This is a genomic window from Sphingopyxis sp., from assembly GCF_035998905.1.
In the GTDB taxonomy this organism is placed as follows: domain Bacteria; phylum Pseudomonadota; class Alphaproteobacteria; order Sphingomonadales; family Sphingomonadaceae; genus Sphingopyxis.
In genome coordinates this window covers 20905-44186 of the sequence record NZ_DASYHG010000009.1, presented here as the reverse complement: position 1 = coordinate 44186, position 23282 = coordinate 20905, and the positions used below count along the sequence as shown (strand labels likewise).

The following is a 23282-nucleotide window of genomic DNA, read 5'->3' as shown; positions in this document are numbered from 1 at the left end:
CCCGCCATCTTGCACCAATCAAAAGCCGTGCCAATTGGCGAATCGCGGGGTTTTGGTAAGAAATTTGAAACGAAATGAAGCCGCTGCCCAAGGGGTGGGCAACGGCTTCATTTGGATGCCTAAATTATAGGCAGTCAGCGTCCCATCGGCGCCGAAGCATCGGGAAGGTTCGCCTTCGTCCAGTTCGACCGCTCGATGACATAGGCACGAATCGCCTCGACATCGGCGGGTGTCAGCACCCTCGCGAAGCTCACCATGCCGCGGTCCTTCAGCGCCCCGTCGATGATCACCGACTTCCACGCATCGGCATTGGCGAGCGTGCCCGAGACGCGAAGATCGGGGGTGAAGCCGTTGCCGATCGCGCTGTCGCCGTGACAGACGATGCAATAGCGCCCGAAATGCGCCTTGCCCGCGGCGACCTGCGCCGGGGTGCCGATCATTGCGGGCGGGTTCCACGCGAGTGCGGTCGATGCGGGCGGCGCGGGAAGCTTCACCGTGCCGCCGACCTTCATCACGACGAGACGCGGGATATTGGGCACCTTGCGCGTCACGCCGCCGGCGACCCCGGCGACGAGCGGGAAGGCGCCGCCCTTGCTCGTCTGGAAAGCGACATATTGCACCCCGCCGACGCGGAAGGTCGACGGCGCGCTGACGATCCCCGACTGCATGTCGAGGTCGAGCAACTGCTTGCCAGTGTCGGCGGCATAGGCGCGGAAGCGGCCCGTGCTCGTCCCCTGGAAGACAAGATTGCCCGCCGTCGTCATCGTGCCGCCGTTCCACGCGGCGGGATGGTCGACGCTCCATGCGACCTTGCCGGTGCGCGGATCGAAGGCGACGAGGCGGCCCGTCGTGGCGGCAACCGCCGCCTTGAACGCGGCCTTGTCGTCGGGGAGCAGCGTCTTGTTGAGCGAGGTGCCGACGTTGAACCCCAGCACCTTCCTTTTGTCGAGTTCGTCCATGTCGGCGAGATAGCCCTGCGGGATCTGCTGCGCGGGGATATAGACGAGGCCGGTTGCGGGGTTATAGCTCATCGGGTGCCAGTTGTGCGCGCCGAGCGCGCCGGGGATCGCGATGAAGGGCTTGCCCGTCTTGTAGAAGCGCGCCTCGGGATTTTCGATCGGGCGGCCGGTGGCGAGGTCGTAGCCGCTCGCCCAGTTGATCCCGTCGACGAAAGGTTTTGCATCGATCAGCTTGCCGTTGGCGCGATCGATCGTGAAAAAGAAGCCGTTCTTCGGCGCATGGTACAGCACCTTGGTCGGCTTGCCGTTCACCGCCTGCTCGGCGAGGATGATCGGCTGGGTTGCGGTGTAATCCCACGTCTCGGCCGGGGTTTCCTGATAGTGCCATTTATATTTGCCGGTTGTGGCATCCAGAGCCACGACCGACGAGAGGAACCAGTTATCGCCCTCGCCGTTCGAGCGCGTGCCATGGTTCCACGGGTTGCCGTTTCCGACACCGAGATAGATCTGGTCGAGATCCTTGTCGTAGACGATCGCGTCCCACACGGTGCCGCCGCCGCCCGAGGTCTGCCATTCGCCCTTGTCGGACCAGGTCGCATTGGCCTTCGACGCGAAGATGTCGTCGCTGGCCGCGCCGTCCTTTTCCTTCTTCGGGTTGGGGGCGGTGTAGAAGCGCCAGCGTTCCTTGCCGGTGTCGGCGTCATAGGCGGTGACATAACCGCGCACCCCGAATTCGGCGCCGCCGTTGCCGATCAGCACCATATCCTTCACGACGCGCGGCGCGCCGGTGATCGTATAAGGCTTCGACGTGTCGAAGGTCTGCGTCGACCAAAGCTCCTTGCCCGTCTTCTTGTCGAGCGCGATCAGGCGGCCGTCGAGCGCGCCGACGAAGACCTTGTCGCCCCAGACGGCGACGCCGCGGTTGACGACGTCGCAGCAGGCGCTGACGGCACGTTCGCCGGGAACCTTGGGATCGAATTTCCATAGCGGCTTGCCGGTCGCGGCGTCCCATGCGCTGACCTTCGACCAGGCGTGCGTTACATACATCACGCCGTCGACGACGACCGGCGTCGCTTCCTGCCCGCGCGCATCGTCGAGGTCGGCGGTCCACGCGATGCCGAGGGTGCCCACATTCTTGTCGTTGATGTCGGTGAGCGGGCTGAACCGCTGTTCGTCATAGCTGTAGCCGATGGCGCCCCAATTATCGCCATTGCCGCCGGTCTTGAGCAGGGTCTCGCTGGCCTTCTCTGCATCGTCGAGCGACCCGCCGCCCGAGATGCTGTCATTCTTCGATGCGTTGCATGAAGCCATTGCCAGTGCCGCGCAGCCCAGCAGCGCAGCCGTAAAGACCCGTTTCGCCATCCCTTGCTCTCCCGTTCGACGCCTATCGTTGACGTTAACGTCAAGACTGCGCCCGAAGGCGCAAGGGTGCAAGCGGGAAAATGGGGGGCTGGCTTACAGCCAGGGCGGCGCGTTCAGGCCCTTGGGGCTGGCGGTGAAAATCTCGCAGCCGGTTTCGGTGATCCCGATGCTGTGCTCGAACTGCGCCGAGAGCGAGCGGTCGCGGGTGACCGCAGTCCAGCCGTCGGCGAGCATCTTCACCGCATATTTGCCGGTGTTGATCATCGGCTCGATCGTGAAGAACATGCCGGGGCGAAGTTCGGGACCGGTGCCGGGGCGGCCGGCGTGGACGACTTCGGGTGCGTCGTGGAACATCTGTCCGAGGCCGTGGCCGCAGAAATCGCGGACGACCGAATAACGATGGCGCTCGGCGTGCGTCTGGATCGCGTGCGCGACGTCGCCCATGCGGTTGCCGGGCTTCGCCTGCTCGATGCCGAGCATCAGGCTTTCATAGGTCACTTCGACGAGGCGCTTCGCCTTGATCGGCACGTCGCCGACCAGATACATGCGGCTGGTGTCGCCGTGCCAGCCGTCGACGATGCTGGTGACGTCGATATTGACGATATCGCCCTCGCGCACCGGCTTGTCGTCGGGAATCCCATGACAAACGACATGGTTGATGCTGGTGCAGCAGCTGTGCGTGAAACCGCGATAGCCCAATGTCGCCGGGATGCCGCCGCCGTCGAGCATCATCGTGCGGACGAGGTCGTCGATCTGCGCGGTCGTCACGCCCGGCTGGACGAAGGGAACGAGCGCGTCGAGGATCTCGGCCGACAGCCGACCCGCCTTGCGCATCCCGGCAAAGCCCGCCTCGTCGTGCAGCTTGATCGTGCCGTCGCGCACGGGAGTGGGGCTCGCCGCATCGCCGGCGGTTACGGAGACATAGTCGTACATGAGGGTGATATAGTCGCTGGGGCCTCAAAAAGCGAGGGGCGGCACCATGGCCGCCCCTTCGCCTTTATTCCGCGGCCTTGTCCAGCTTCGGCTTCGCCTTGCCCTTGCCCGCCTTTGGCGCGGCGGGGGTGATTTCGAAGGTGAGCGGGTTGCCAACCTTGGCATCCTCGCCGGTCTTCATCTTCACCTTGACCTCGCCGCCATGGACCAGCTTGCCGAAGAGCAACTCCTCGGCGAGCGGCTGCTTGATCTTTTCCTGGATCAGGCGGCCCATCGGACGCGCGCCATAGAGCTTGTCATAACCCTTGCCGGTCAGCCATTCGCGTGCCGCATCGTCGAGCTGGATGTGGACGTTGCGGTCCGCCAGCTGAAGCTCGAGCTGCAGGATGAACTTGTCGACGACGCGTGCGACGACTTCGGGCGGCAGGTAGCCGAACGGCACGATCGCATCGAGGCGGTTGCGGAATTCGGGGGTGAAGAGATTCTTCACCGCTTCCTCCTGCACATCCTCGCGCGTGAACGCACCGAAGCCGATGCCCTCGCGCGCCATGTCGCTGGCGCCCGCATTGGTCGTCATGATCAGGATGACGTTGCGGAAGTCGACCGTCTTGCCGTGATGATCGGTCAGGCGGCCATGATCCATCACCTGCAACAAGATGTTGAACAGGTCGGGATGCGCCTTTTCGATCTCGTCGAGCAGCAGCACGCAGTGCGGGTTCTGGTCGATCGCATCGGTGAGCAGGCCGCCCTGATCGTAGCCGACATAGCCCGGGGGCGCACCGATCAGCCGGCTGACCGAATGGCGTTCCATATATTCGGACATGTCGAAGCGCTGGAGCGGGATGCCCATGATCGACGCAAGCTGCTTCGCGACCTCGGTCTTGCCGACGCCGGTGGGGCCCGAGAAGAGATAGTTGCCGATCGGCTTTTCGGGATCGCGCAGCCCCGCACGGCTCAGCTTGATCGCCGACGACAGCACCTCGATCGCGGTGTTCTGGCCGAAGACGACGCGCTTCAGGTCGGTTTCGAGGCTGGCGAGCGTCGCCTTGTCGTCGGTCGACACCGACTTGGGCGGAATGCGCGCCATCGTCGCGATCACGGCTTCGATCTCCTTGGCGGTGATCGTCTTCTTGCGCTTCGACGGGGCGACGAGCATCTGCATCGCGCCGACCTCGTCGATCACGTCGATCGCCTTGTCGGGCAATTTGCGGTCGTTGATGTAGCGCGCCGAGAGGTCGACCGCGGCGTTGATCGCGTCCTGCGTATAGCGCACCTGATGATGCGCCTCGAACGCGCTGCGCAGGCCCGCGAGAATCTTCTTGGTATCCTCGAGGCTCGGCTCGATCACGTCGATCTTCTGGAACCGGCGGAGCAGCGCGCGGTCCTTTTCGAAGTGATTGCGGAACTCCTTGTACGTCGTCGAACCGATGCAGCGGATCGCACCGCCCGACAGCGCCGGTTTCAGGAGGTTCGACGCATCCATCGCGCCGCCCGAGGTGGCGCCCGCGCCGATGACGGTGTGGATCTCGTCGATGAACAGGATCGCGTGCGGCAGCCCTTCGAGCTCGGTCACGACCTGTTTCAGCCGCTCCTCGAAATCGCCGCGATACCGCGTGCCCGCGAGCAGTGCGCCCATGTCGAGCGAATAGATCACCGCGGGCAGCAGCACCTCGGGCACGTCGCCCTCGATGATCTTGCGCGCGAGACCCTCGGCGATCGCGGTCTTGCCGACGCCCGGGTCGCCCACATACAGCGGGTTGTTCTTGCTGCGGCGGCAGAGGATCTGGATCGTGCGGTCGACCTCGGCGCTGCGGCCGATCAGCGGGTCGACCTTGCCGCCCTTCGCCTTTTCGTTGAGGTTGACGGTGAACTGGTCGAGCGCGGTTTCCTTCTTGTTCTTGCCGTCGGCCTTTTCCTTGGTCTCTTCCTTTTCCTCGGGCTCGGCCTGCGGCGAGGGCTTGCCGCCCTTGCCGACGCCGTGGCTCAAATAGGAGACCGCATCGAGGCGCGTCAGATCCTGCTGCTGCAGGAAATAGACGGCATAGCTTTCGCGTTCGGAGAAGAGCGCGACGAGGACGTTGGCGCCCGTCACCTCATCCTTGCCCGACGACTGGACGTGCAGGATCGCGCGCTGGACGACGCGCTGGAAGCCCGACGTCGGCGACGGATCGCTGTGCCCCTCGACCTTCAGGCTGTCGAGTTCGGTATCGAGATAATGGACAACCGCAGATTGCAGGTCGTCGAGCGCGACGCCGCAGGCGCGCATCACTTCGGCGGCATGATCGTCGTCGATCAGCGCGTAAAGCAGATGCTCGAGCGTCGCATATTCGTGGTGGCGCTCCGAAGCGGCCTTCAGAGCGTTATGGAGGGTCTTTTCGAGGCTTTCCGAAAAAGACGGCATGGTCATTCATCTCCTTGCGGGGACCAGGCCGGGGAGATGGCGGCCCCCTTAGAAATGCAACGTGGCGATGCCGCCGCCCCACCGCAAGGGAAAAGCGGTCGGCTTTGTGAAATTACGATGACGGAGTTGTATTATGGTTAATTGGGCGTTGATTCCTGCGCTACCTCTCGGAGTAGCTGATCGCCGCAGAGCCGTTGGTGTAATTTTCGATGATGATGAACCGGGCGATTTTTGCTCGCCCGCGAGCCGCGCCTTCAAATACATCACCCTTGGCGCCGTCTCTATCGCCGCCGGTAATCCTGACGAAACGGTTCTGCTTGACCATATCGCGGGCAATGCCGGCAATTTGTTCGTACCCGGCGCCAACATAATCCAGCGTACAGCGTTTTTCGGCCGGGTCGTATGAAACAGTCAGATTTCCTTTGCCGCCATCGCCTTTGAACCATAGGCCACGGCCTGGAACGAGTGGAGCGGTGGCTTCAAAGCCTAACTTCGAAAGCTCTTCGGCCGGTGGCGCCGCTTCGGTTCCGATCAGGCGGGGGCACAAATAGAAAGCGCCATTTACAGTTGTGTGAACCGGGGATTCCGGAGCTACCTGCGCATGTGCGGATGCAGGCAATAGAAACAACATCGGCACGTAGGCGAATAGCCGCCCGATCTGTGGAAATTCCATCTACCCCTCCCCGGAAAGACCTCGTTTCCTTGGGGCAATCTGAAAATGAATGATAGTTCAATAAAATCGTTCAAATGCGGCCGGCTGTTCCGACGTCAATTCTCGCCCGCCCGATCAACCATATCCATGAAATCGCGCGCCAGATCGCGCTCCCCTTCGTCCTCGAACGCGACATCGAGATCGGGCGCGACGCCGAGCATATACATCAGCGTCCAGAGCGCGAAGCGGCGGCCGGGGTTGGTTTCGAGGCCGAAGTCGACGCGCATGCGTTCGGTACCCGCGGCGTGCGCCTCTGGATGGATCGCCGCGATGTCGGCGGTGCCGAAATAGCGGCGGAGCTGGTCGTCGAAATCCATGCCGCCCTTTTGGCGCGTTCGCGCCGCTTGGCAAGATCGCGTGGCGAAATCGGGCGATCCGAAACCTCGCCCGGTTGTCTTTGGCCAAGCGCCCCGATAGGGCGGCCATCGTGAAGACCAGCATCGACATCGGGACCGACACCGCGGGGCAGGGTGTACGCATCGACGTGCAGGAACTGCTCGCGACGCGCCTGCTCGTGCAGGGCAATTCGGGGTCGGGCAAGTCGCACCTTCTGCGCCGCATTCTCGAAGAGAGTGCCGAACTGGTGCAGCAGATCGTGATCGATCCCGAGGGCGATTTCGTCACGCTCGCCGATGCCTATAGTCATGTCGTGATCAACGGCGGCGATTATAACGAGCGCGAGATCGCGGCGATGGGCGCGCGCATTCGCGAGCATCGCGCGTCGATCATCCTCAGCCTCGAATCGCTCGATATCGAGGCACAGATGACCTGTGCTGCGGCGTTCCTCAACGCGCTGTTCGATGCGCCGCGCGAGCATTGGTTTCCCGCGCTGGTCGTGGTCGACGAGGCGCAGATGTTCGCGCCGAGCGTCGCGGGCGACGTCGCCGACAATGTCCGCCGCGCGAGCCTTGGCGCGATGACCAACCTGATGTGCCGCGGGCGCAAGCGTGGTCTCGCCGGCGCGATCGCGACGCAGCGGCTCGCGAAGCTCGCGAAGAATGTCGCCGCCGAGGCGAGCAATTTCCTGATGGGGCGCACCTTCCTCGATATCGACATGGCGCGCGCCGCCGACCTGCTCGGCATGGAGCGGCGGCAGGCCGAGACGATCCGCGATTTGGAGCGCGGGCATTTCCTCGGGCTCGGCCCCGCAATCTCGCGGCGGCCGATCGCGGTGCGCATCGGGTCGACGCAGACCTCGACGCGGCTGGGCACGCACGGGCTGATGCCGCTGCCGTCGGCGGGGGGCGAGGATATGCGTTCGATGCTCTTCACCGAATTGGAAGCGCCGGCCCAACCCCGCTTCTTTGCGCCCGAACCCGAACCGGTCGCGGCGAGCGAAGTGCTGGAGCGGATCGCCGCGAGCGAGCCGCTGCATGAGGATGCCGATGCGCCGCCGGTGCTCGATATCCTCGAAGCGGTCGAGGAAGCCGAACAGAGCGACGCGGTGGTGATCGAGACGCTGCAGGAAATGCTTTCCGACCCCGACTGCGCCTTCCAGCCCGAATCCTTCCTCTATCAGGATTTTTCGGTGCGCTGCCGGATGCAGAAATTGAAGAAGGTGCCGCTCGACCTCGCCGCCTTCCGCCGCCGTTTCGCGCTCGCCAAGGGCGGCGTGTTCGATCCCTCCGAACCGCGCTGGCGCGAGATGCTCGCCGTCGCCGACCGGCTGCCGCATGACATGTTCGCGCCCTTTCTGCAGATCGCGCGCGCCGCGATGGACGGCGAACCCTGCCCCGACGATGAAATCCTCGGCCGCGCCTATGGCAGCCGCTCGCCGGGCCGCATCCGTCGCCTCGTCGAATATATGGAAAAGCAGGGCGTGATCGTCGTGCGCGCCGATTTCGGCGGTCGCCGCTCGATCGGCATTCCCGAACTCGGGCTCAGCACCGAGGCCGAATAGGGGCGCCCCGTCGCGATTTAGAGGCGGCCGGGCAAGTTAATCGCGAATTAGGCACCTAAAATCTTGGGACCGTGCGCGGATCGGCGCAATCCTGCCCACAGGTTCGCACCTAAAACAGCGGATGCCAGCTCTCCTTGGTGGGTGGATCGTCCCAACCCCAGACCATAATAGACAGGAGAGACTGCCATGCCTCGTCACGGCGTATATCCGCGCGACATCGTTCCGCCGCGCTCCAAATATTCCGACGCCGGCCGCTTTGGCCGCATGTTCGGCGAATTGCCGCCCTTTGCCGCCGACACCCCCGATGTCCGCGCCGCGCTGATGGAGATCGGCAAGGCCGGGGGCATCATGGATGCCAAGGACAATCTGACCAAGACCCCCGCCGAGCTGATCACCAATCCGGCGCTGTCGGCGAAGAACAGCGACAATCCGACATTGACCGCGGGATTCACCTTTCTCGGCCAGTTCCTCGACCATGACATGACCTTCGACCCGACCTCGAGCCTCGAACGGCAGGTCGATCCTGAGCAGATCGCCAATTTCCGCACCCCCAGCCTCGGCCTCGACAATGTCTATGGCGCGGGCCCCGGAGGCAGTCCGCATCTCTATGACACCGGAGGCGGCAAGGGCGGCAAGTTCCTGCTCGAGGCGACCGGCACCGCGAACAAGTTCGACGTGCCGCGCAACAGCCAGAAAGTTGCGCTGATCGGCGACCCGCGCGATGACGAGAACCTCATCATCAGCCAGCTTCAGGTCGCTTTCCTGAAGTTCCACAATGAGGTCGTCGAATATGTGAAGACGAAGATCAAGCTGACCGGATCGGACGAGATTTTCGCCGAGGCGCAGCGTATCGTGCGCTGGCATTACCAGTGGATCATCGTCCACGAATTCCTGCGCAAGACGTGCGGCGACGCGGTGGTCGACGATGTGCTGACGAACGGCCGCAAATATTACAGCTGGCACAACGAACCCTATATCCCGGTCGAATTTTCGGTCGCCGCCTATCGTTTCGGGCACAGCCAGGTGCGGCCGTCATACCGCGCCAATTTCACCGGAAACGGCGGCAATCCCTTCTTCGCGATGATCTTTACCCCGACGCCGTCGGACCCGAACGATCCCGACGATTTGTCGGGCGGCTGCCGCGCGCCGCGGCGCTTCATCGACTGGCCGACCTTCTTCGATTTCAGCGACGGCAATGTGAAGCCGAACAAGAAGATCGACACGACCTTGTCGACCTCGCTGTTCCGCCTGCCGGGGTCGGTCGTGCCGAACCCCGATCCCAAGTCGAACCCCGCGTCGCTGGCGCAGCGCAACCTGCTCCGCCACCTGACCTTTTCGCTGCCGTCGGGGCAGCGCGTCGCGCGCGCGATGAAGTTGCCCGAATTGTCGAAAGGCGACCTTTCCGACCTCAAGCCGCACGGCTTCGACGACCGCACGCCGCTGTGGTTCTATATCCTGCGCGAGGCGCAGGTGACGCAGAATGGCGAGCGGCTGGGACCCGTCGGGGCGCGGATCGTGACCGAGGTGTTCCTCGGCCTGCTGCAGGGCGACAAGGGGTCGTACCTCGCGCAGGATCCCGAGTGGCAGCCTTTCCTGCCGACGGTCGATGCGTCGAAGAAGGGCGATGACTTCCGGATGATCGACCTGCTCCGTTACGCCGAGGTCGCCTAGGAGCAAAAAAGGGGGGCGAAGGCGCCGGCGCTTCCTCATGGGGGCGTCGGCGACCTTGGCGCGCAATTCATCCCTTCCTGAACAGCGCCTCGGCTGCGGCCTTCTGGCTCGTTGCGGCGCTGCGGTGCGCCTTGATGCGCGCAATCTCGCCTTCCAGCGCCGCGATGCGCTCGTCGAGTTCGTCGACCGACAGCGGATCGAGCGGCTGTCTGGTCAGCGCGGCGAGCGTGTCGTCGCGGCGGCGGGGAAGGTCGTCATCGTCCATGGCGCATCCTCTCTCTCGCTGGTCCCTCGGCCGAAAAGGCGCGCGACTGTTGACCCGCGCCGCCCGACTGTCAATAATGCGCCCCGAGGGATGTGGGACCTTTTGAAAAGTGGGGGAATTTAGCGTGACCAGCTTGCCGTCGAGCATGACCGCCGTCGCCATCAATGCGCCGGGCGGTCCCGAGGTGCTGCAACCCGTCGAGCGACCGGTGCCGCAGCCCGGCCCGGACGAGGTGCTGATCCGCGTCGCCGCCGCGGGGGTGAACCGTCCCGACGTGCTGCAACGCATGGGCTACTACCCGCCGCCGCCGGGCGCTTCGGACCTGCCGGGGCTGGAGATTGCGGGGACGATCGTCGCGGTCGGTCCGGGGGGCGATCCCGAACATCTGGGGCAGGCGGTGTGCGCGCTCGTCGCGGGCGGCGGCTATGCCGAATATTGCGTCGCGCCGGCCGGAAGCTGCCTGCCGGTGCCGAAGGGCTTTTCGATGGAAGAGGCGGCGGCGCTGCCCGAAACCGTCTTCACCGTGTGGCATAACCTCTTCGAGCGCGGCTATGTGCGCGACGGCGAGACCGTGCTGGTCCATGGCGGCACCAGCGGCATCGGCACGACAGCGATCGGCCTTTGCAAGCTGTTCGACATCAAGATCATCGTTACGTGCGGCAGCGCCGATAAATGCGCCGCCGCGACTGCGCTCGGCGCCGACCTCGCGGTCGATTATTCGTCGGCGGATTATGTCGAGGCGGTCAAGGCCTTCACAGGCGGCAAGGGCGTCGACGTCGTGCTCGACATGGTCGGCGGCGATTATCTGCCGCGAAACCTTGCCTGTCTTGCCGAGGACGGGCGCCACGTCACCATCGCTTTCCAACGCGGCGCGAAGACCGAGATCGACATCGCCGACGTGATGCGCCGCCGCCTCACGCTGACCGGCTCGACCCTCCGCGCGCGCAGCGCGGAGTTCAAGGCGCTGCTCGCCGACGAGATTCACCGCACGCTGTGGCCGCGGCTGGGCGAGGGCGGGTGGAAGCCCGCGATGGACCAGAGCTTTCCCCTCGCCGACGCGAGCGCGGCGCACGCGCGGATGCAGGCGGGCGAGCATGTCGGGAAGATCGTGCTGACGGTGGGATGAGGTCGCCCGGCGGTTGACAAAGGCGGCGGCGGCCAGCACCGGCGACGGCGAACGCAGCGGCGTTCGTTTCCGGAAAGGTGGTTATGGCTGGTCGTTCGCTTTTTCTCGAAGACCTCGAAATCGGGCAGGTCTGGACCGGCGGTCCGATCGAGATGACCGAGGCGGACATCGTCCGCTTCGCGCGCGAATATGACCCGCAGCCGATGCACGTCGATGCCGAAGCGGCAGCGAAGGGGCGCTTCGGCGGCCTGATCGCGAGCGGCTGGCATGTCGCGTCGGTCGTGATGCGCGAATTCGTCGATGCGGCACCGTTCGGCGACACGCCGCTGCTCGGTCTCAAGGTCGACGATCTTCAGTGGCGGAGCGCGGTGCGCCCCGGCGACCGGCTGTCTATCCGGCGCGAAATCATCGATATCCGCCGGTCCGACAGCAAACCCGATCGCGGGGTGCTGACGATGCGGATGACCGTCACCAACCAGCGGGGCGAGGTTGCGATGTCCTTCGTCAACCTGATCCAGATACCGGCGAGGCCCGGCGACTGCGCGGGCTGAAACGGGAGGGGCCCATGACCGACCGGCCGATCCTTCACGAATATGCGGCCAGCGGCAATTGCTACAAGATCCGGCTGATCGCGGGGCTGCTCGATTGGTCGATCGAGCCGCGCACCGAGGTCGCACGTTGGCAGCGGCGCAAAAAGGCGGTAAAAGCTGCGTTGAGAGGGCAGCGCCATGTCGGACTCATCCAATTCGACGACCATTGCCATCACCGTTGCCGTCATCGGCCTTATCGGCACGCTCGGCGCCGCGCTGATCGGAAACTGGGGTGGCGAGGATAGCGGGGAGGGGGCTGGCCCACCTCCGCCGCCCGTGACGGTGCCGCATGCCCCGGCGATCGAGGTCAATTCGGCGACCGAAATGTGGGGTGAGGACACGAAGCTCCTCGACCTCGCTCCCGGTGCACGGCTGAGTCTGGACGCGCGGAACCTCTATTCGGCTTCGACCACCTTTCCTCCGGGCAGCTGTCTGGGGCCCGAATATGTGGCCTACACGTGGCAGGTACGCGACCCCTATCCGCAAGGCGGCGATCTTGAGATATTGCGGGCAATCCCACGCGCCGGTGGCCGGACCGAGCAGATTGCGATGGGCGCCAAGGGGCGCGGTACGATGCTGCCCTGCGACGAACATATCTTCAAGAACAATGGTTTGCAGTCGATGCGTGTCGAGGTGCGATACGCCAGCGCCATCGAACAATTGCCCGGCATTGCCGATACGGCGCCGGAAGCAACAACGATGCAGGAAGGGCAGGGGGAAGCCGCCGACGCGGCGCCCGAGCCGCTCGCCGGCGAGGTCGTCGACGAAGCGACTGCCGTTGCTGCTGACAAGGCGGCCCTTACGAACTGAGCCGCGATCGCCCGCGTCGCAGATCGTCCCCCGTTTGCCGGGAGTAACGCTTGCCCCTGCCGTAAATCCGGAATATAGCGGCTCCCAATGTCCGGCCGCCCCGCGAGGGGCGGCCCTTATTATTTCTGCCTGGAGACTTTCGTCATGGCCACTGCCGACGCCACCCCGTTGATGCCGCACGCGACCGCCGCCTGGCTGGTCGACAACACCGGCCTGACCTTTGCCCAGATCGCCGAATATTGCGGCATCCACATCCTCGAAGTGCAGGCGATCGCCGACGAGACCGCCGCGACCAAATATACCGGCCGCGACCCCGTCCGCGCGCACGAACTGTCGATGGAAGAGATCGAAAAGGGCCAGAAGGACCCGAACTACAAGCTCAAGATGAGCGTGCAGGCGCAGGACACGATTCGCCGCACCCGCGGCCCGCGCTACACCCCGGTCAGCAAGCGCCAGGACAAGCCCGACGGCATCGCGTGGATCCTCAAGAACCACCCCGAAGTGTCGGACGGCGCGATCGGCAAGCTGATCGGCACGACGCGCAACACGATCGGTGCGATCCGCGACCGCAGCCACTGGAACAGCGCGAACATCGTGCCCAAGGATCCGGTGACGCTCGGCCTGTGCTCGCAGCGCGAACTCGACGCGCTCGTCGCCAAGGCGGCGAAGAAGGCTGGTATCAAGGCGCCCGAGGACAGCCGCTTCGAAGGCGACCGCGAGGCGTTGCTCGAAGAGCTGCGCGCCGAGCGCACCGCGGCTGCTGAAGCGCGCGCCGCCGAAGAGGCCGAAGCCGACGGCGAAGCCTGACGTGTCGGGGGCGGACGAGGACAATATTCCGGCGGCCAGCGGCTCGCCGGACGCCTCGTTGACGCAGGACGACAGCTTTACCGCGACGAGCCATGCGGGGCTGACCTATCCGTGGGGCGAGGCGGCGCCGGGACCGGGCGAGACGATCCGCATCGCGAACGGCATCAGCTGGGCGCGCATCCCGATGCCAGGGTCGCTCGGCCATATCAACAGCTGGCTTCTGGACGACGGTGACGGCGTGGCGGTCGTCGATACCGGTATCTGTCTCACCATGTGTTCCGACGCGTGGAAGGCGCTCTATGCCGGCGCGCTGAAGGACCGGCGCATCACGCGCGTGATCGGCACCCACCTTCACCCTGACCATATCGGCCTCGCGGGCTGGATCGCGAAGAAGCAGGACGTGAAGCTGTGGATGACGCGCGGCGAGATGCTGACCGCGCGCGCGATTGTCGCCGATTCCGCCGATAGCGCGCCCGACGAGGTGCTCGTCCAATCGCGTGCCGCGGGCTGGGATGAGGCGGCGATCGAGGCCCAGCGCTCGCGCGGCTGGAACATGTTCCAGCGCATGATCTTCACGCTGCCGCGCTCCTATGTGCGGATCGAGGATGGCGAGACGCTCGACATGGGACCGCACCGGTGGCGCGTCGTTACCGGGTCGGGACACAGTCCCGAACATGCGTGCCTGTGGAACGAAAAAGAGGGCGTGCTGGTGTCGGGCGACCAGGTGCTCCCGCGGATCAGTTCGAACGTCTCGGTCAACATCACCGAACCCGATGCCGACCCGCTGGGCGAATGGCTCGCGTCGATCGACAAGCTGCTCGCCACCGTGCCCGCCGACGTCGTCACCTGTCCCGCGCATGGCGAGCCGTTCAAGGGGCTGCATGTGCGCCTGATGGCGCTGCGCGACGAGCACCGGATGCGGCTCTACAATCTCGCCGAGGCCGCCGCGAAGGCGCCGATGCGCGCGGTCGACAGCTTCCCGTTGCTCTTCAACCGCCCGATCGGCGAACATAATCAGGGGCTCGCGACGGGCGAGGCGCTCGCGCATCTGAAGCGGCTCGAAGTCGAAGGCCGGGTGCAGCGCGAGGATCGCGACGGGGTGTGGTGGTATCACGGCGTCGCCTGATGCGCGCGTTCGGTTTCCTGTTGGGCGTCGCAGTTCTGGCGGCGACGGTCCCGGCTTCGGCGAGCGAACCGGCGGCCACCGATCAGGCAAATGACGAAATCGTCGTCACCGCGCGCCGCTCGGGCGCGCCGATGTGGACGATCGAGACGCGCTCCGGCGTCGTCATCCTCGTCGGCGAGATCGCCGGCGTACCGAAGGCGACGCCGTGGCGCCCGGAGCGGCTCGAAGGTGCGACCGACCGCGCGCAGCGCGTCATCCTCGGCACCAAGGCGAAGGTGTCGCCGGGCGACATATTGCGGCTGATCTTCAAGGGCGGCGGGCTCACCAGATTGCCGAAGGGGCGCGTCGCCGGCGACTATCTGGACGCGGCGCAGATGAAGCGGCTCCACGCGCTCGAAACGCGTTTCGGGCAGGATTATGCGCGCGGGAATTTCCTGATGACCGCGTTCGACCTGCTCTCGAAACGGCTGTCGTTCAACAAGGACACGACCGACGACGCCTCCGACGTCGTGCGCAAGGCGGCGCGGCAGTCGAAAATCCCGACCCAGCCTGTCGGCGAAGTGCGCGGCGAGGATATGCTCGACAATCTGTTCGCCGCCGCGCCCGAAACGCATATCCCGTGCCTCGAAGCCGCGATGGCGGCGACGGAGGCGGAGGGCGATGTGGTGATCGAGCGCGGCCGCGCGTGGACCGAATTCGATGTGCCCGCGGTAATGGCGAGCCCGCTCGAAGAAGCGCTCGGACGCTGTTGGCCGTGGACGAACGACAGTTTCGGTCCCGAGCTGCGGCAGACGTGGGTCGGCGCGATCCGCGATGCGACGGCGCAGCCCGGCGTGACGCTGGCGGTGGTTCCCTTGCGCATTCTTGCCGAAAAGGACGGCGTGCTCGACCAGCTCAAGGCGCAGGGCCTGCCGATCGCCGGTCCCGCCTGGTAGGCCGCGGCTTATCGCGGTCTTTGCATGATCCAGCTGAACGCCATCGCGTTGAAGATGGTGTAGAGGCCATAGAGCATCAGCGCCGTGAACCAGTTCCGCGTCGCGATGGCCATCGTGCCGACGAGCAGCAGGAATTCGAAGACGTACGTGATGTTCGGCCCGACCTTGTCCGCGAGCGGCCTTACCATCTGCTGGATCAGCGGGTCGTCGCTTTCCATGAAGGCACGGTGCATTGCGAAATTGCCGACCCCGGCGCAGAAAATGGCGATGAGCGCGATTACCATAGGTTTGCAAATGGGGGACGCGGGGTGGAAATGCCAGCAACATTCGGGTTATAGGGGCGCACCGTTCGCGCACCGGCCCCGCGCGATCGATCGAACGAACCCGGCTTCTGCCCCCAGAGAAGGACGTCTTCGGTGACAGCTCTCCCCCGCCTGGCCGCGCTTTGCCTGCCGTTTGCGCTCGCCGTACCGACGGCGCATGCGATGCAGGATCCGGCAGACTCGCTCCAGCCGAACCCTTTGCTCGTCGATCCGGTGCTGGCGAACCCGATCCCGACGGTGCTTGTGCCGCTCGATCCCGAACTGCCCGTCGCGGTGCGCGCGATGATCGACGCCGCCTTCGCGACCGGCGACAATGACGATGTCGAAGCCGTCGCGAAATTCGCCCGGCGGACCAATCCCGGCAATATCGGCGAGATCGATGCGCTGCTCGCTTATTATCGCAGCGGGCATCCGCCGGAAACGCCGCCCGACCCGGTGGGCAACATGCTCGCGGCCGCGATCGCGAGCGCGAGGGATGCCGATGTCGAGGCGGTCGGCAAGCTCGCAAAGGAAACCAATCCCGAGAATGCAGCGGAGATCGAGGAAAGGCTGATCGCCTATCGCGCCGAGCGCAAGCGGCTGCGCGACGAGGCGGCGGCGGCCGAGCGCGCGAAGCTGGCGGCGGCGAAATTCTGGCAGAACTGGAAGGGCGAGGGGCAGATCGGCGCGTCGCAGAGCAGCGGCAACACCAATTCAGTGGGGCTGAGCGCCGGCGTCGCGCTCGCGCGCAAGGGGATCGACTGGACGTACAGGTTTCGCGCGCAGGCCGATTACCAGCGGACCAACGGCAAGACGTCGGTCGAACGCTATCTGACCGAGCTGGAGCCGCAATACAGGATCGACGACCGCACCTTCGCTTATGGCCTCACGCGCTGGGAACATGACCGGATCCTCGGATATGACACGCGCTGGAACCTGTCGGGTGGGCTTGGGTACAAGGTCGTCGACAGCAAGAAGATGACGCTCAGCCTGAAGGGCGGGCCGGCGTTCCGCCAGACCGATTTCGTCAATGGCGGGGACGATACCGAATTGACCGCGCTTGCAGGGCTGGATTTCGGCTGGCAATTGTCGCCGACGCTGCGGCTGACGCAGGTCGCCTCGACGATCATCGGCGAGGCCAACAGCTCGACCAGTTCGCAGACTGCGCTCAACGCCAAGCTGACCGGCGCGCTGTCCGCGCGCATCGCCTATTCGGCGCAGATCGACACGAGCCCGCCGCCGGGGATCGAAAAGGTCGATACGCAGACGCGCTTCACTTTGGTGTACGGGTTTTAGTCCTCGCGCGAAATCAGCTTCCGTCGAACGCGTCGGCGCTCCCGATTTCCTGTCCGTCGGCGAGCAGGCCGATGCCGGGGACATGGTTGAATTCGATGCGGATACCGTCGGGATCCTCGAACAGGATCGAATAATAGCCGGGTGCCCACGGCTCTTCCTGCGGCGCATGGACGATATGGATGTCGCCGCGTGCTGCGAGGAAGGCGCCGACGGCGTCGACCGCGGCACGGTCGCGCATCCGGAAACAGGCATGATGCAGCCCGGGCGCACCCTGGTCGAAGCGTTTTCCGGCATTTTCCGGGCTGCCCGTGCGGATGCCGATCGCGGTGCGGCCGCCGACGCCATAGAGCATATATTCGCTGTCGAGCACGATTTTGAGATCGAGATAGCCGATCATGTCGCGCCAGAAGGCCGTCGAGCGCGCAAAGTCGCCCGCGGTCAGGATGACGTGCGCGACGCCGTTGAGGTCGCTCATCTGCCGCTCCCTATTTGATCGCCGCCAGCACGTAGAGGAATTCGGCAAAGCCCATCGTCGCGTCGACCAGCCCCGCGACCTTTGGATTGGTCGAATCGATGAGGAAATATTCGTCGGGAGCGTGCGCCCCCGATCCGTGGCCGATGCCGAAATGCGCCGCGGGGATCGACACCGGCGGCGCGGTAAAGGTCGAGCCCGGCCAGCTTCCCGCCATGCGCGGGTTGAGGCTCGTCGTGACGCCGAGCTTCTTGTAGGTTGCGAGTTCGCTGCGAACGAGGCGGCTGTCTTCGGCGACCTCGGTTGGGTCGTAACCGCCCGACACATTGACCTCGACGTCGGTGAAACCATGCTTGTCGAGATGCGCGCGCAGTTTCTTCTCGGCCTCGGCGCGCGTCTGGTTGGGGACGAGGCGCAGGTCGAGCTTGGCGACCGCCTTGCCGGGCAGGATCGTCTTGCCGCCGGGGCCGGTGTAGCCCGCGACGAGTCCTTCGATATTGACCGTCGGCTCCTGCGCGAGGCGGATCAGCGCGTCGTCGTACGAGAGGTTGTCGATCCAGTGGGTGACACCGAGCGCCGCCTTCTGCTGCGCCTCGTCGCCCGCCTTCGCCGCTTCGCGGATCAGCGTCTTTTCGCGTGTCGTGAGCGGGCGGACATTTTCGAACCAGCCCTCGATCGCGGGCTTGTTGCCGCCCTCGGTGACAAGCGTCTGGAGCGCCTGCACCAGCCGCCATGCGGGCGAATCGACCATCGCTTTCAGGCTTGAATGGACGTCGCCCTTCGGCCCGCGGCCCCATTTCTCGCCGCTCGCGATCAGTTCGAGTTCGATGATGCCCTTCGACCCCAGATTGACCGTGACGTTGCCCGTCTTGCCTTGCGATGCGAAGGGGATGAAAATGCCTTCGCACTTCTTCAAGGCGGCGAGGATGTTCGGCTTGGTCGCGATCTGGCGGAAGTGCGGCGAACCGATCTCCTCTTCGCCTTCGCACACGAGCACGATGTTGACGGGCAGCTTGCGCCCTGCGGCGCGGATCGCGTGGAGCGCGGCAAGGAAAGCGGCTTCGGGGCCCTTCTGGTTCACGGCGCCGCGGCCCATGATCGCCTGCCCGAAACCGGGGCGCTCGACCATCTTGCCCTCGAGCGGCGGCGACGACCATTCGGCGGGGTCGAACTGTTTGACGTCGTACATGAAATAGATGCCGAGCGTGCGCGGGGCGCCGACGTCGATCGTGCCGAACACGCCCGGATGGCCATCGGTGGGCACGATCTCGACATTGGTGAAGCCGGCGTCCTTCGCGAGCTCGGCCATATAGGCCGCGCCCTCGGTCATGCTGCGGTTTTCGGCGGCGATCGAGGGGAGGGCGATCCAGTCGCGAATGCGCTTGATCGAAGCCTGCTTGCCAGCTTCGGCCGCCTTGCGGATATCCGTCATCGTCCCCGACTGCGCCCAGAGCGGGAGGGGCTGCATGAACGCCGCGCCTGCCCCCAGCATCGCGGTACCGCGCAGCATGTCGCGGCGGTTCAGTCGGTCAAGCTCACGGAAATCCATCATGCGTCCCCTGTCTGCTTCGTATGCGAAGCAATGTGCCGGAACGGCGGGGAAACGCAAGGCCGTGGCGGGGACTTACCGTTACGTGACGGGGCGGGCGCCGATTTCGCGGTCGAGGAAGGCCAGGATTTCGGCCAGGTCCTCGCTGGCGGGCCGTTGCGAGCGAAAGGCGAGGAGCGCGGCGATCATCATCAGCAACGGAATGCCGGCGAAGATGATCCCGAACAGTTCGGCGCCGGGAAGGAAGAGAAAGGCCGCGCCGCCGCCGATCACGAACAGCGACAGGAACCCGACAAAGGCGCAGGGAAAATAGCGCGCTGCGGGCGGCGCGCCGAAGCTGCCCGTGATCCGCGTCCCGCCGCCGTGCGCTTCCATCATCGCATCGAGCGCGGGCTCGATATTCGTGCGGACGTTGCGGCGCAGGTAGCGCAGCGTCATCTCGCGCTCGCTGCCCTTGCCGAACACGCGCGCCTTCGCGTCCGGCATCGGGTCGTCCATGATCGTCTTGAGCTTGCGCGCGATATCTTCGGGCGAGAGGGGCGAGAAGAGGTCGATTGCCTGTTTGTCCGCCATCGCCCCGGTCCCTTACGCCTTTTCGAGCAGTCCCTCGTCCTTGATCCGCTTCTGCCATAGCATCGGCGCGTTGACGTGGACATTCTGGCCTTCGCTGTCGACCGCGACGGTGACAGGGAAGTCGCTGACCTCGAACTCGTAGATCGCCTCCATGCCGAGGTCGGCGAAGCCGACGACCTTGCTGCCCTTGATAGCGCGCGCGACAAGGTAAGCCGCGCCGCCGACCGCCATCAGATAGGCGCTCTTGTGCTTCGCGATCGCCTGTGTCGCGGCGGGGCCGCGTTCGGCCTTGCCGACGCAGGCGAGCAGGCCCTGATCGAGCATCATGTCCATGAACTTGTCCATGCGGGTCGCGGTCGTCGGGCCGGCGGGACCCACGATTTCTTCGCCGACCGGATCGACCGGGCCGACATAATAGATGACGCGGCCCTTGAACTCGACGGGCAGTTCCTCGCCCTTGGCGAGCATGTCGGCGATGCGTTTGTGCGCGGCGTCGCGGCCGGTGAGCATCTTGCCGTTGAGAAGCAGGCGGTCGCCCTGCTTCCAGCTTGCAACGACCTCGGGGGTCAGATTGTCGAGGTCGACACGGATCGCCGCCTTGTCGGGCGCCCAGTCGATCTGCGGATAGTCGGCGAGTACCGGCGGTTCGAGGAAGGCCGGTCCGCTGCCGTCGAGCGTGACATGCGCGTGGCGGGTCGCGGCGCAGTTCGGGATCATCGCGACGGGTTTCGACGCGGCGTGTGTCGGCCAGTCATTGATCTTGACGTCGAGCACGGTGGCGAGCCCGCCGAGACCCTGCGCGCCGATGCCGAGCGCGTTGACCTTTTCATAAAGCTCGATGCGCAGTTCCTCGGTCGGGTTCGACGGCCCGCGCGCGAGCAGCTCGGTCATGTCGATCGGGTCCATCAGCGACTGTTTGGCGAGCAGCATCGCCTTTTCGGCCGTGCCGCCGATGCCGATGCCGAGCATGCCCGGCGGGCACCAGCCGGCGCCCATCTGCGGCACCATTTCGAGCACCCAGTCGACGATCGAATCCGACGGGTTCATCATCTTGAACTTCGATTTATTCTCGCTGCCGCCGCCCTTCGCGGCGACGTCGATATGGACCTTCGCGCCGGGGACCATTTCGACGTTGAGCACCGAGGGCGTGTTGTCTTTCGTGTTGACGCGGCTGAACGCCGGGTCGGCGAGGATCGAGGCGCGGAGCTTGTTCTCGGGGTGGAGATAGGCCTTGCGCACGCCCTCGTCGACGACCTGTTGCAGGCTGCGGGGTGAGTCGAGGCGGCAGTCCATGCCCCATTTGATGAACACGGTGACGATACCCGTATCCTGGCAGATCGGGCGATGCCCCTCGGCACACATGCGGCTGTTCGAGAGGATCTGCGCCATCGCGTCCTTCGCGGCGGGCGAGACTTCGCGTTCATAGGCGGCGCCCAATGCGCGGATATAGTCCATCGGATGGAAATAGCTGATGTACTGGAGCGCGTCGGCGATCGTTTCGATGAGGTCGTCTTCGCGGATGATCACGGTGTTCATGTGCAGCCTTTCGCCCTTTTTCGGGATTCGCGGCCTCCCTAGACCTCGACGGCCGGGGTGGACAAGGGGTCAGGTGCGGCGGCGGCCGAACACCGGGCGCGCCGGGGCGGCGGTTGGGGCTTCGCCCGGTTCGACGGCGGAGTTCTCCCGATCGACGAGTGGCCGGTTGCGGGCGAATGCTTGCCAGCTTCCGGCGGCCGCAAGCGCGAGCAGCAGGAACCAGCCGCCTGCGGCCGACGGGATCAGCGCCCAGGCGAATGCGGCAGGCGTGATGATCGCCATCACCGTCGGGATCGCGGCGAGGATCGCGATCGTCCCGAACAAGGCCCACCAGCGGCCGAGCCGCATTGCGGCTGCGCCGATCGCGACGTTGGTCGCCGCCAGCAACAGGAATTTCGCCGCGACGGGATAGGGCAGGCTCGCCATCGCTGGCGAATAATCGCCCGCGGTAAAGGCGGCCTGGATATCGAAGAGCAGCCAGTTTTCATACGCGTCGCACAGCGCTGCGGCGACCGGCAGCAGCGCCGCAGCGAGGATCGGGCGGAGGCGAAGCTCGCGCCACAGCGCGATGCAGCCGCTGGCGAGGAAGCCCGCGTAGAGCAGCATATAGAGATAGTCGTGCTCGTTCCCCGTGCGCATCGCGGCGAGGCGCGTCACCTGCTGCGGGTCGGTGAAAAAGCCGAAGATCGCTTCGAGATCGGCCTGGCCGCCGGCGAATTCGAACGCAAGGACGGGCGGGCCATATCCCGGCGCGATGTCATGCCCCGACTGCGGGAAGACCTGCGTCAGGTGAAGGCCGAAGAGGAGGGTCGCGATGCCGAACGCCAGCGTCCCATACCACCAGCGCGTGGGCGCGGGCGGACGCGTCCGCTGCGCCTCGATCCAATGCTGAAGCCCCCCGATCACGCCCTAGCGGTCCGGCGGAGCGCGGCGGCTCACCTTATTGGCACTCGGCGCATTTGCCGCGCACCTCGATCACCGGGCGTTCGGCGGCGAAGCCGGTCTTTTCGGCGGCGGCGCGCACGCCGGTCGACAATTTGTCGTCGTCGACATGCACCGCGGTGCCGCAGGTGTCGCAGATCAGGAAGATGCAGTCGTGGAGGCAGCCCGGATGGCTGTTCGCGACAAAGGCGTTGGCGCTCTCGACGCGGCGGACGAGGTTGTTCGCGACGAACAGGTCGAGGATGCGATAGACGCTGTTCGGCGCGACGCGCTTGCCGCGCTTCTGCGAGACGATGTCGGCGATTTCATAGGCGCTCGCGGGCTTGCCGATTTCGGCAACCGCGTCGAAAATCTGTGCGCGCATGTCGGTCCACGCTTCGCCCGCGCCCTCGAGCGCGGTCTGCGCCGCCTTGGCGAGCGAGGCGCCGCTGGCCTCGACGTGCGGATGGTCATGCTTGCCCATTGGCGTTTCCTCAGGCGTGGGAAATCCCGCGCTAACTAAGACATAATGTAGGCTGTTTATGGGGCGCCCGCAAGTTGCGGACATCTCCGATGCGGTGGGATCAGTGCCGCGCGCGGCGGTTGAGGTCGTGCCCCAGTGCGACGACGGCAACACCGATCATCGTCGCGAGCACTTCGCTGCCGTCGTGCGGCCGCGACAGCGCGCCCGCCATCATGCCGAGTCCGAAGCTGCCGACCGCGAAGGGCATCATATAGCCGTGGCTCAATACGCCCGAAACGAGCGTGATGAGCGCAAAGCCGATCGCGATGATCAACCCGATCTCGTGGAACAGGTGATTGTCGAGAAACACCCCGCCGACTGATGCGATCGAGGCGAAAAACACCGTCGTCGCGAGGCAATGGACGAGGCACAGCCCCGACAGGCCCATGGCGAGCTGGTCGCCGCTCAAGGATGTCAGCGGCCGCGAATCGCGCGCAGCCCGGACCACCGCGCCGAGGCGCGTCAGGACAGGGACATGGCTGGCGACGTGCGTCACCCGATTCTCCGTTCAAC

The 23282-nt window shown here is 65.3% G+C and carries 23 protein-coding genes; 9 read left to right on the top strand and 14 right to left on the bottom strand.

The genetic code is table 11. The features are described from left to right. Nucleotides 1-134 precede the first annotated feature (134 nt). The 5 genes from VGN62_RS02530 to VGN62_RS02510 all read right to left on the bottom strand — a co-directional run bounded on the left by VGN62_RS02530 (nt 135) and on the right by VGN62_RS02510 (nt 6684). Nucleotides 135-2321, bottom strand: coding sequence for a PQQ-dependent dehydrogenase, methanol/ethanol family (locus tag VGN62_RS02530; protein WP_327450847.1), 2187 nt, complete (start codon nt 2319-2321; stop codon nt 135-137). 93 nt (nt 2322-2414) lie between these two features. Further along, nucleotides 2415-3254 (bottom strand): type I methionyl aminopeptidase, encoded by an 840-nt coding sequence (gene map / locus VGN62_RS02525; RefSeq protein ID WP_327450845.1) that lies wholly within the window; start codon nt 3252-3254, stop codon nt 2415-2417. 64 nt (nt 3255-3318) lie between these two features. Then, nucleotides 3319-5655: an ATP-dependent Clp protease ATP-binding subunit ClpA gene (gene clpA / locus VGN62_RS02520; protein WP_327451343.1), complete on the bottom strand. Its 2337-nt coding sequence runs from the start codon at nt 5653-5655 to the stop codon at nt 3319-3321. 160 nt (nt 5656-5815) lie between these two features. After that, nucleotides 5816-6328 (bottom strand): hypothetical protein, encoded by a 513-nt coding sequence (locus VGN62_RS02515; RefSeq protein WP_327450843.1) that lies wholly within the window; start codon nt 6326-6328, stop codon nt 5816-5818. 95 nt (nt 6329-6423) lie between these two features. Then, nucleotides 6424-6684 (bottom strand): hypothetical protein, encoded by a 261-nt coding sequence (locus tag VGN62_RS02510; protein WP_327450841.1) that lies wholly within the window; start codon nt 6682-6684, stop codon nt 6424-6426. 110 nt (nt 6685-6794) lie between these two features. On the opposite strand from VGN62_RS02510, the gene VGN62_RS02505 reads away from it, so the two are divergent. Beyond that, nucleotides 6795-8267 (top strand): ATP-binding protein, encoded by a 1473-nt coding sequence (locus VGN62_RS02505; protein ID WP_327450839.1) that lies wholly within the window; start codon nt 6795-6797, stop codon nt 8265-8267. A gap of 186 nt (nt 8268-8453) precedes the next feature. After that, the gene (locus VGN62_RS02500; RefSeq protein ID WP_327450837.1) at nt 8454-9938 is read left to right on the top strand and encodes a heme peroxidase family protein; all 1485 of its coding nucleotides are present in this window, start codon (nt 8454-8456) and stop codon (nt 9936-9938) included. Nucleotides 9939-10005: 67 nt separating this feature from the next. Here VGN62_RS02500 and VGN62_RS02495 read toward each other — a convergent pair whose 3' ends face one another. Further along, a complete protein-coding gene (locus tag VGN62_RS02495; protein ID WP_327450835.1) occupies nt 10006-10203 on the bottom strand; it encodes a DUF1192 domain-containing protein in 198 nt (65 codons plus the stop codon). A 145-nt stretch (nt 10204-10348) separates the two neighbouring features. On the opposite strand from VGN62_RS02495, the gene VGN62_RS02490 reads away from it, so the two are divergent. The 6 genes from VGN62_RS02490 to VGN62_RS02465 all read left to right on the top strand — a co-directional run bounded on the left by VGN62_RS02490 (nt 10349) and on the right by VGN62_RS02465 (nt 15597). Beyond that, on the top strand, nt 10349-11329 hold the full coding sequence (locus VGN62_RS02490) for an NAD(P)H-quinone oxidoreductase (RefSeq protein WP_327451341.1): 981 nt from the start codon (nt 10349-10351) through the stop codon (nt 11327-11329). Nucleotides 11330-11412: 83 nt separating this feature from the next. Beyond that, nucleotides 11413-11880, top strand: coding sequence for a MaoC family dehydratase (locus tag VGN62_RS02485; RefSeq protein ID WP_327450833.1), 468 nt, complete (start codon nt 11413-11415; stop codon nt 11878-11880). A 177-nt stretch (nt 11881-12057) separates the two neighbouring features. After that, nucleotides 12058-12729, top strand: a complete 672-nt coding sequence (locus tag VGN62_RS02480; protein ID WP_327450831.1) for a hypothetical protein — start codon at nt 12058-12060, stop codon at nt 12727-12729. 171 nt (nt 12730-12900) lie between these two features. Further along, the gene (locus VGN62_RS02475) at nt 12901-13536 is read left to right on the top strand and encodes a cell cycle transcriptional regulator TrcR (RefSeq protein ID WP_184646486.1); all 636 of its coding nucleotides are present in this window, start codon (nt 12901-12903) and stop codon (nt 13534-13536) included. A 1-nt stretch (nt 13537) separates the two neighbouring features. Continuing rightward, a complete protein-coding gene (locus VGN62_RS02470; protein WP_327450829.1) occupies nt 13538-14662 on the top strand; it encodes an MBL fold metallo-hydrolase in 1125 nt (374 codons plus the stop codon). Next, nucleotides 14662-15597: a TraB/GumN family protein gene (locus VGN62_RS02465; protein ID WP_327450827.1), complete on the top strand. Its 936-nt coding sequence runs from the start codon at nt 14662-14664 to the stop codon at nt 15595-15597. The genes VGN62_RS02470 and VGN62_RS02465 overlap by 1 nt, the downstream gene beginning before the upstream one ends. Nucleotides 15598-15605: 8 nt before the next feature. Here VGN62_RS02465 and VGN62_RS02460 read toward each other — a convergent pair whose 3' ends face one another. Continuing rightward, nucleotides 15606-15881, bottom strand: a complete 276-nt coding sequence (locus tag VGN62_RS02460) for a hypothetical protein (protein ID WP_327450825.1) — start codon at nt 15879-15881, stop codon at nt 15606-15608. Nucleotides 15882-16013: 132 nt separating this feature from the next. Here VGN62_RS02460 and VGN62_RS02455 point away from each other — a divergent pair, with 132 nt between their 5' ends. After that, on the top strand, nt 16014-17195 hold the full coding sequence (locus VGN62_RS02455; RefSeq protein ID WP_327450823.1) for a DUF481 domain-containing protein: 1182 nt from the start codon (nt 16014-16016) through the stop codon (nt 17193-17195). A 13-nt stretch (nt 17196-17208) separates the two neighbouring features. On the opposite strand, the gene VGN62_RS02450 is transcribed toward VGN62_RS02455, so the two are convergent. The 7 genes from VGN62_RS02450 to VGN62_RS02420 all read right to left on the bottom strand — a co-directional run bounded on the left by VGN62_RS02450 (nt 17209) and on the right by VGN62_RS02420 (nt 23265). Continuing rightward, complete coding sequence (locus VGN62_RS02450; RefSeq protein ID WP_327450821.1) at nt 17209-17670, bottom strand: VOC family protein; 462 nt, start codon at nt 17668-17670, stop codon at nt 17209-17211. A gap of 10 nt (nt 17671-17680) precedes the next feature. Then, the gene (locus VGN62_RS02445; protein WP_327450819.1) at nt 17681-19216 is read right to left on the bottom strand and encodes a M20/M25/M40 family metallo-hydrolase; all 1536 of its coding nucleotides are present in this window, start codon (nt 19214-19216) and stop codon (nt 17681-17683) included. 81 nt (nt 19217-19297) lie between these two features. Further along, entirely contained in the window at nt 19298-19789 is a 492-nt protein-coding gene (locus VGN62_RS02440) for a hypothetical protein (protein ID WP_327450817.1), read from the bottom strand. A gap of 12 nt (nt 19790-19801) precedes the next feature. Then, nucleotides 19802-21325 carry a fumarate hydratase gene (locus VGN62_RS02435; protein WP_327450815.1) on the bottom strand — a complete coding sequence of 508 codons (1524 nt, stop codon included), beginning with the start codon at nt 21323-21325 and terminating at the stop codon, nt 19802-19804. Nucleotides 21326-21394: 69 nt separating this feature from the next. Then, on the bottom strand, nt 21395-22231 hold the full coding sequence (locus tag VGN62_RS02430; protein ID WP_327450813.1) for a hypothetical protein: 837 nt from the start codon (nt 22229-22231) through the stop codon (nt 21395-21397). A 34-nt stretch (nt 22232-22265) separates the two neighbouring features. Further along, entirely contained in the window at nt 22266-22730 is a 465-nt protein-coding gene (locus tag VGN62_RS02425; protein WP_327450811.1) for a Fur family transcriptional regulator, read from the bottom strand. Nucleotides 22731-22830: 100 nt separating this feature from the next. Continuing rightward, nucleotides 22831-23265 (bottom strand): MerC domain-containing protein, encoded by a 435-nt coding sequence (locus VGN62_RS02420; RefSeq protein WP_327450809.1) that lies wholly within the window; start codon nt 23263-23265, stop codon nt 22831-22833. Nucleotides 23266-23282 lie beyond the last annotated feature (17 nt).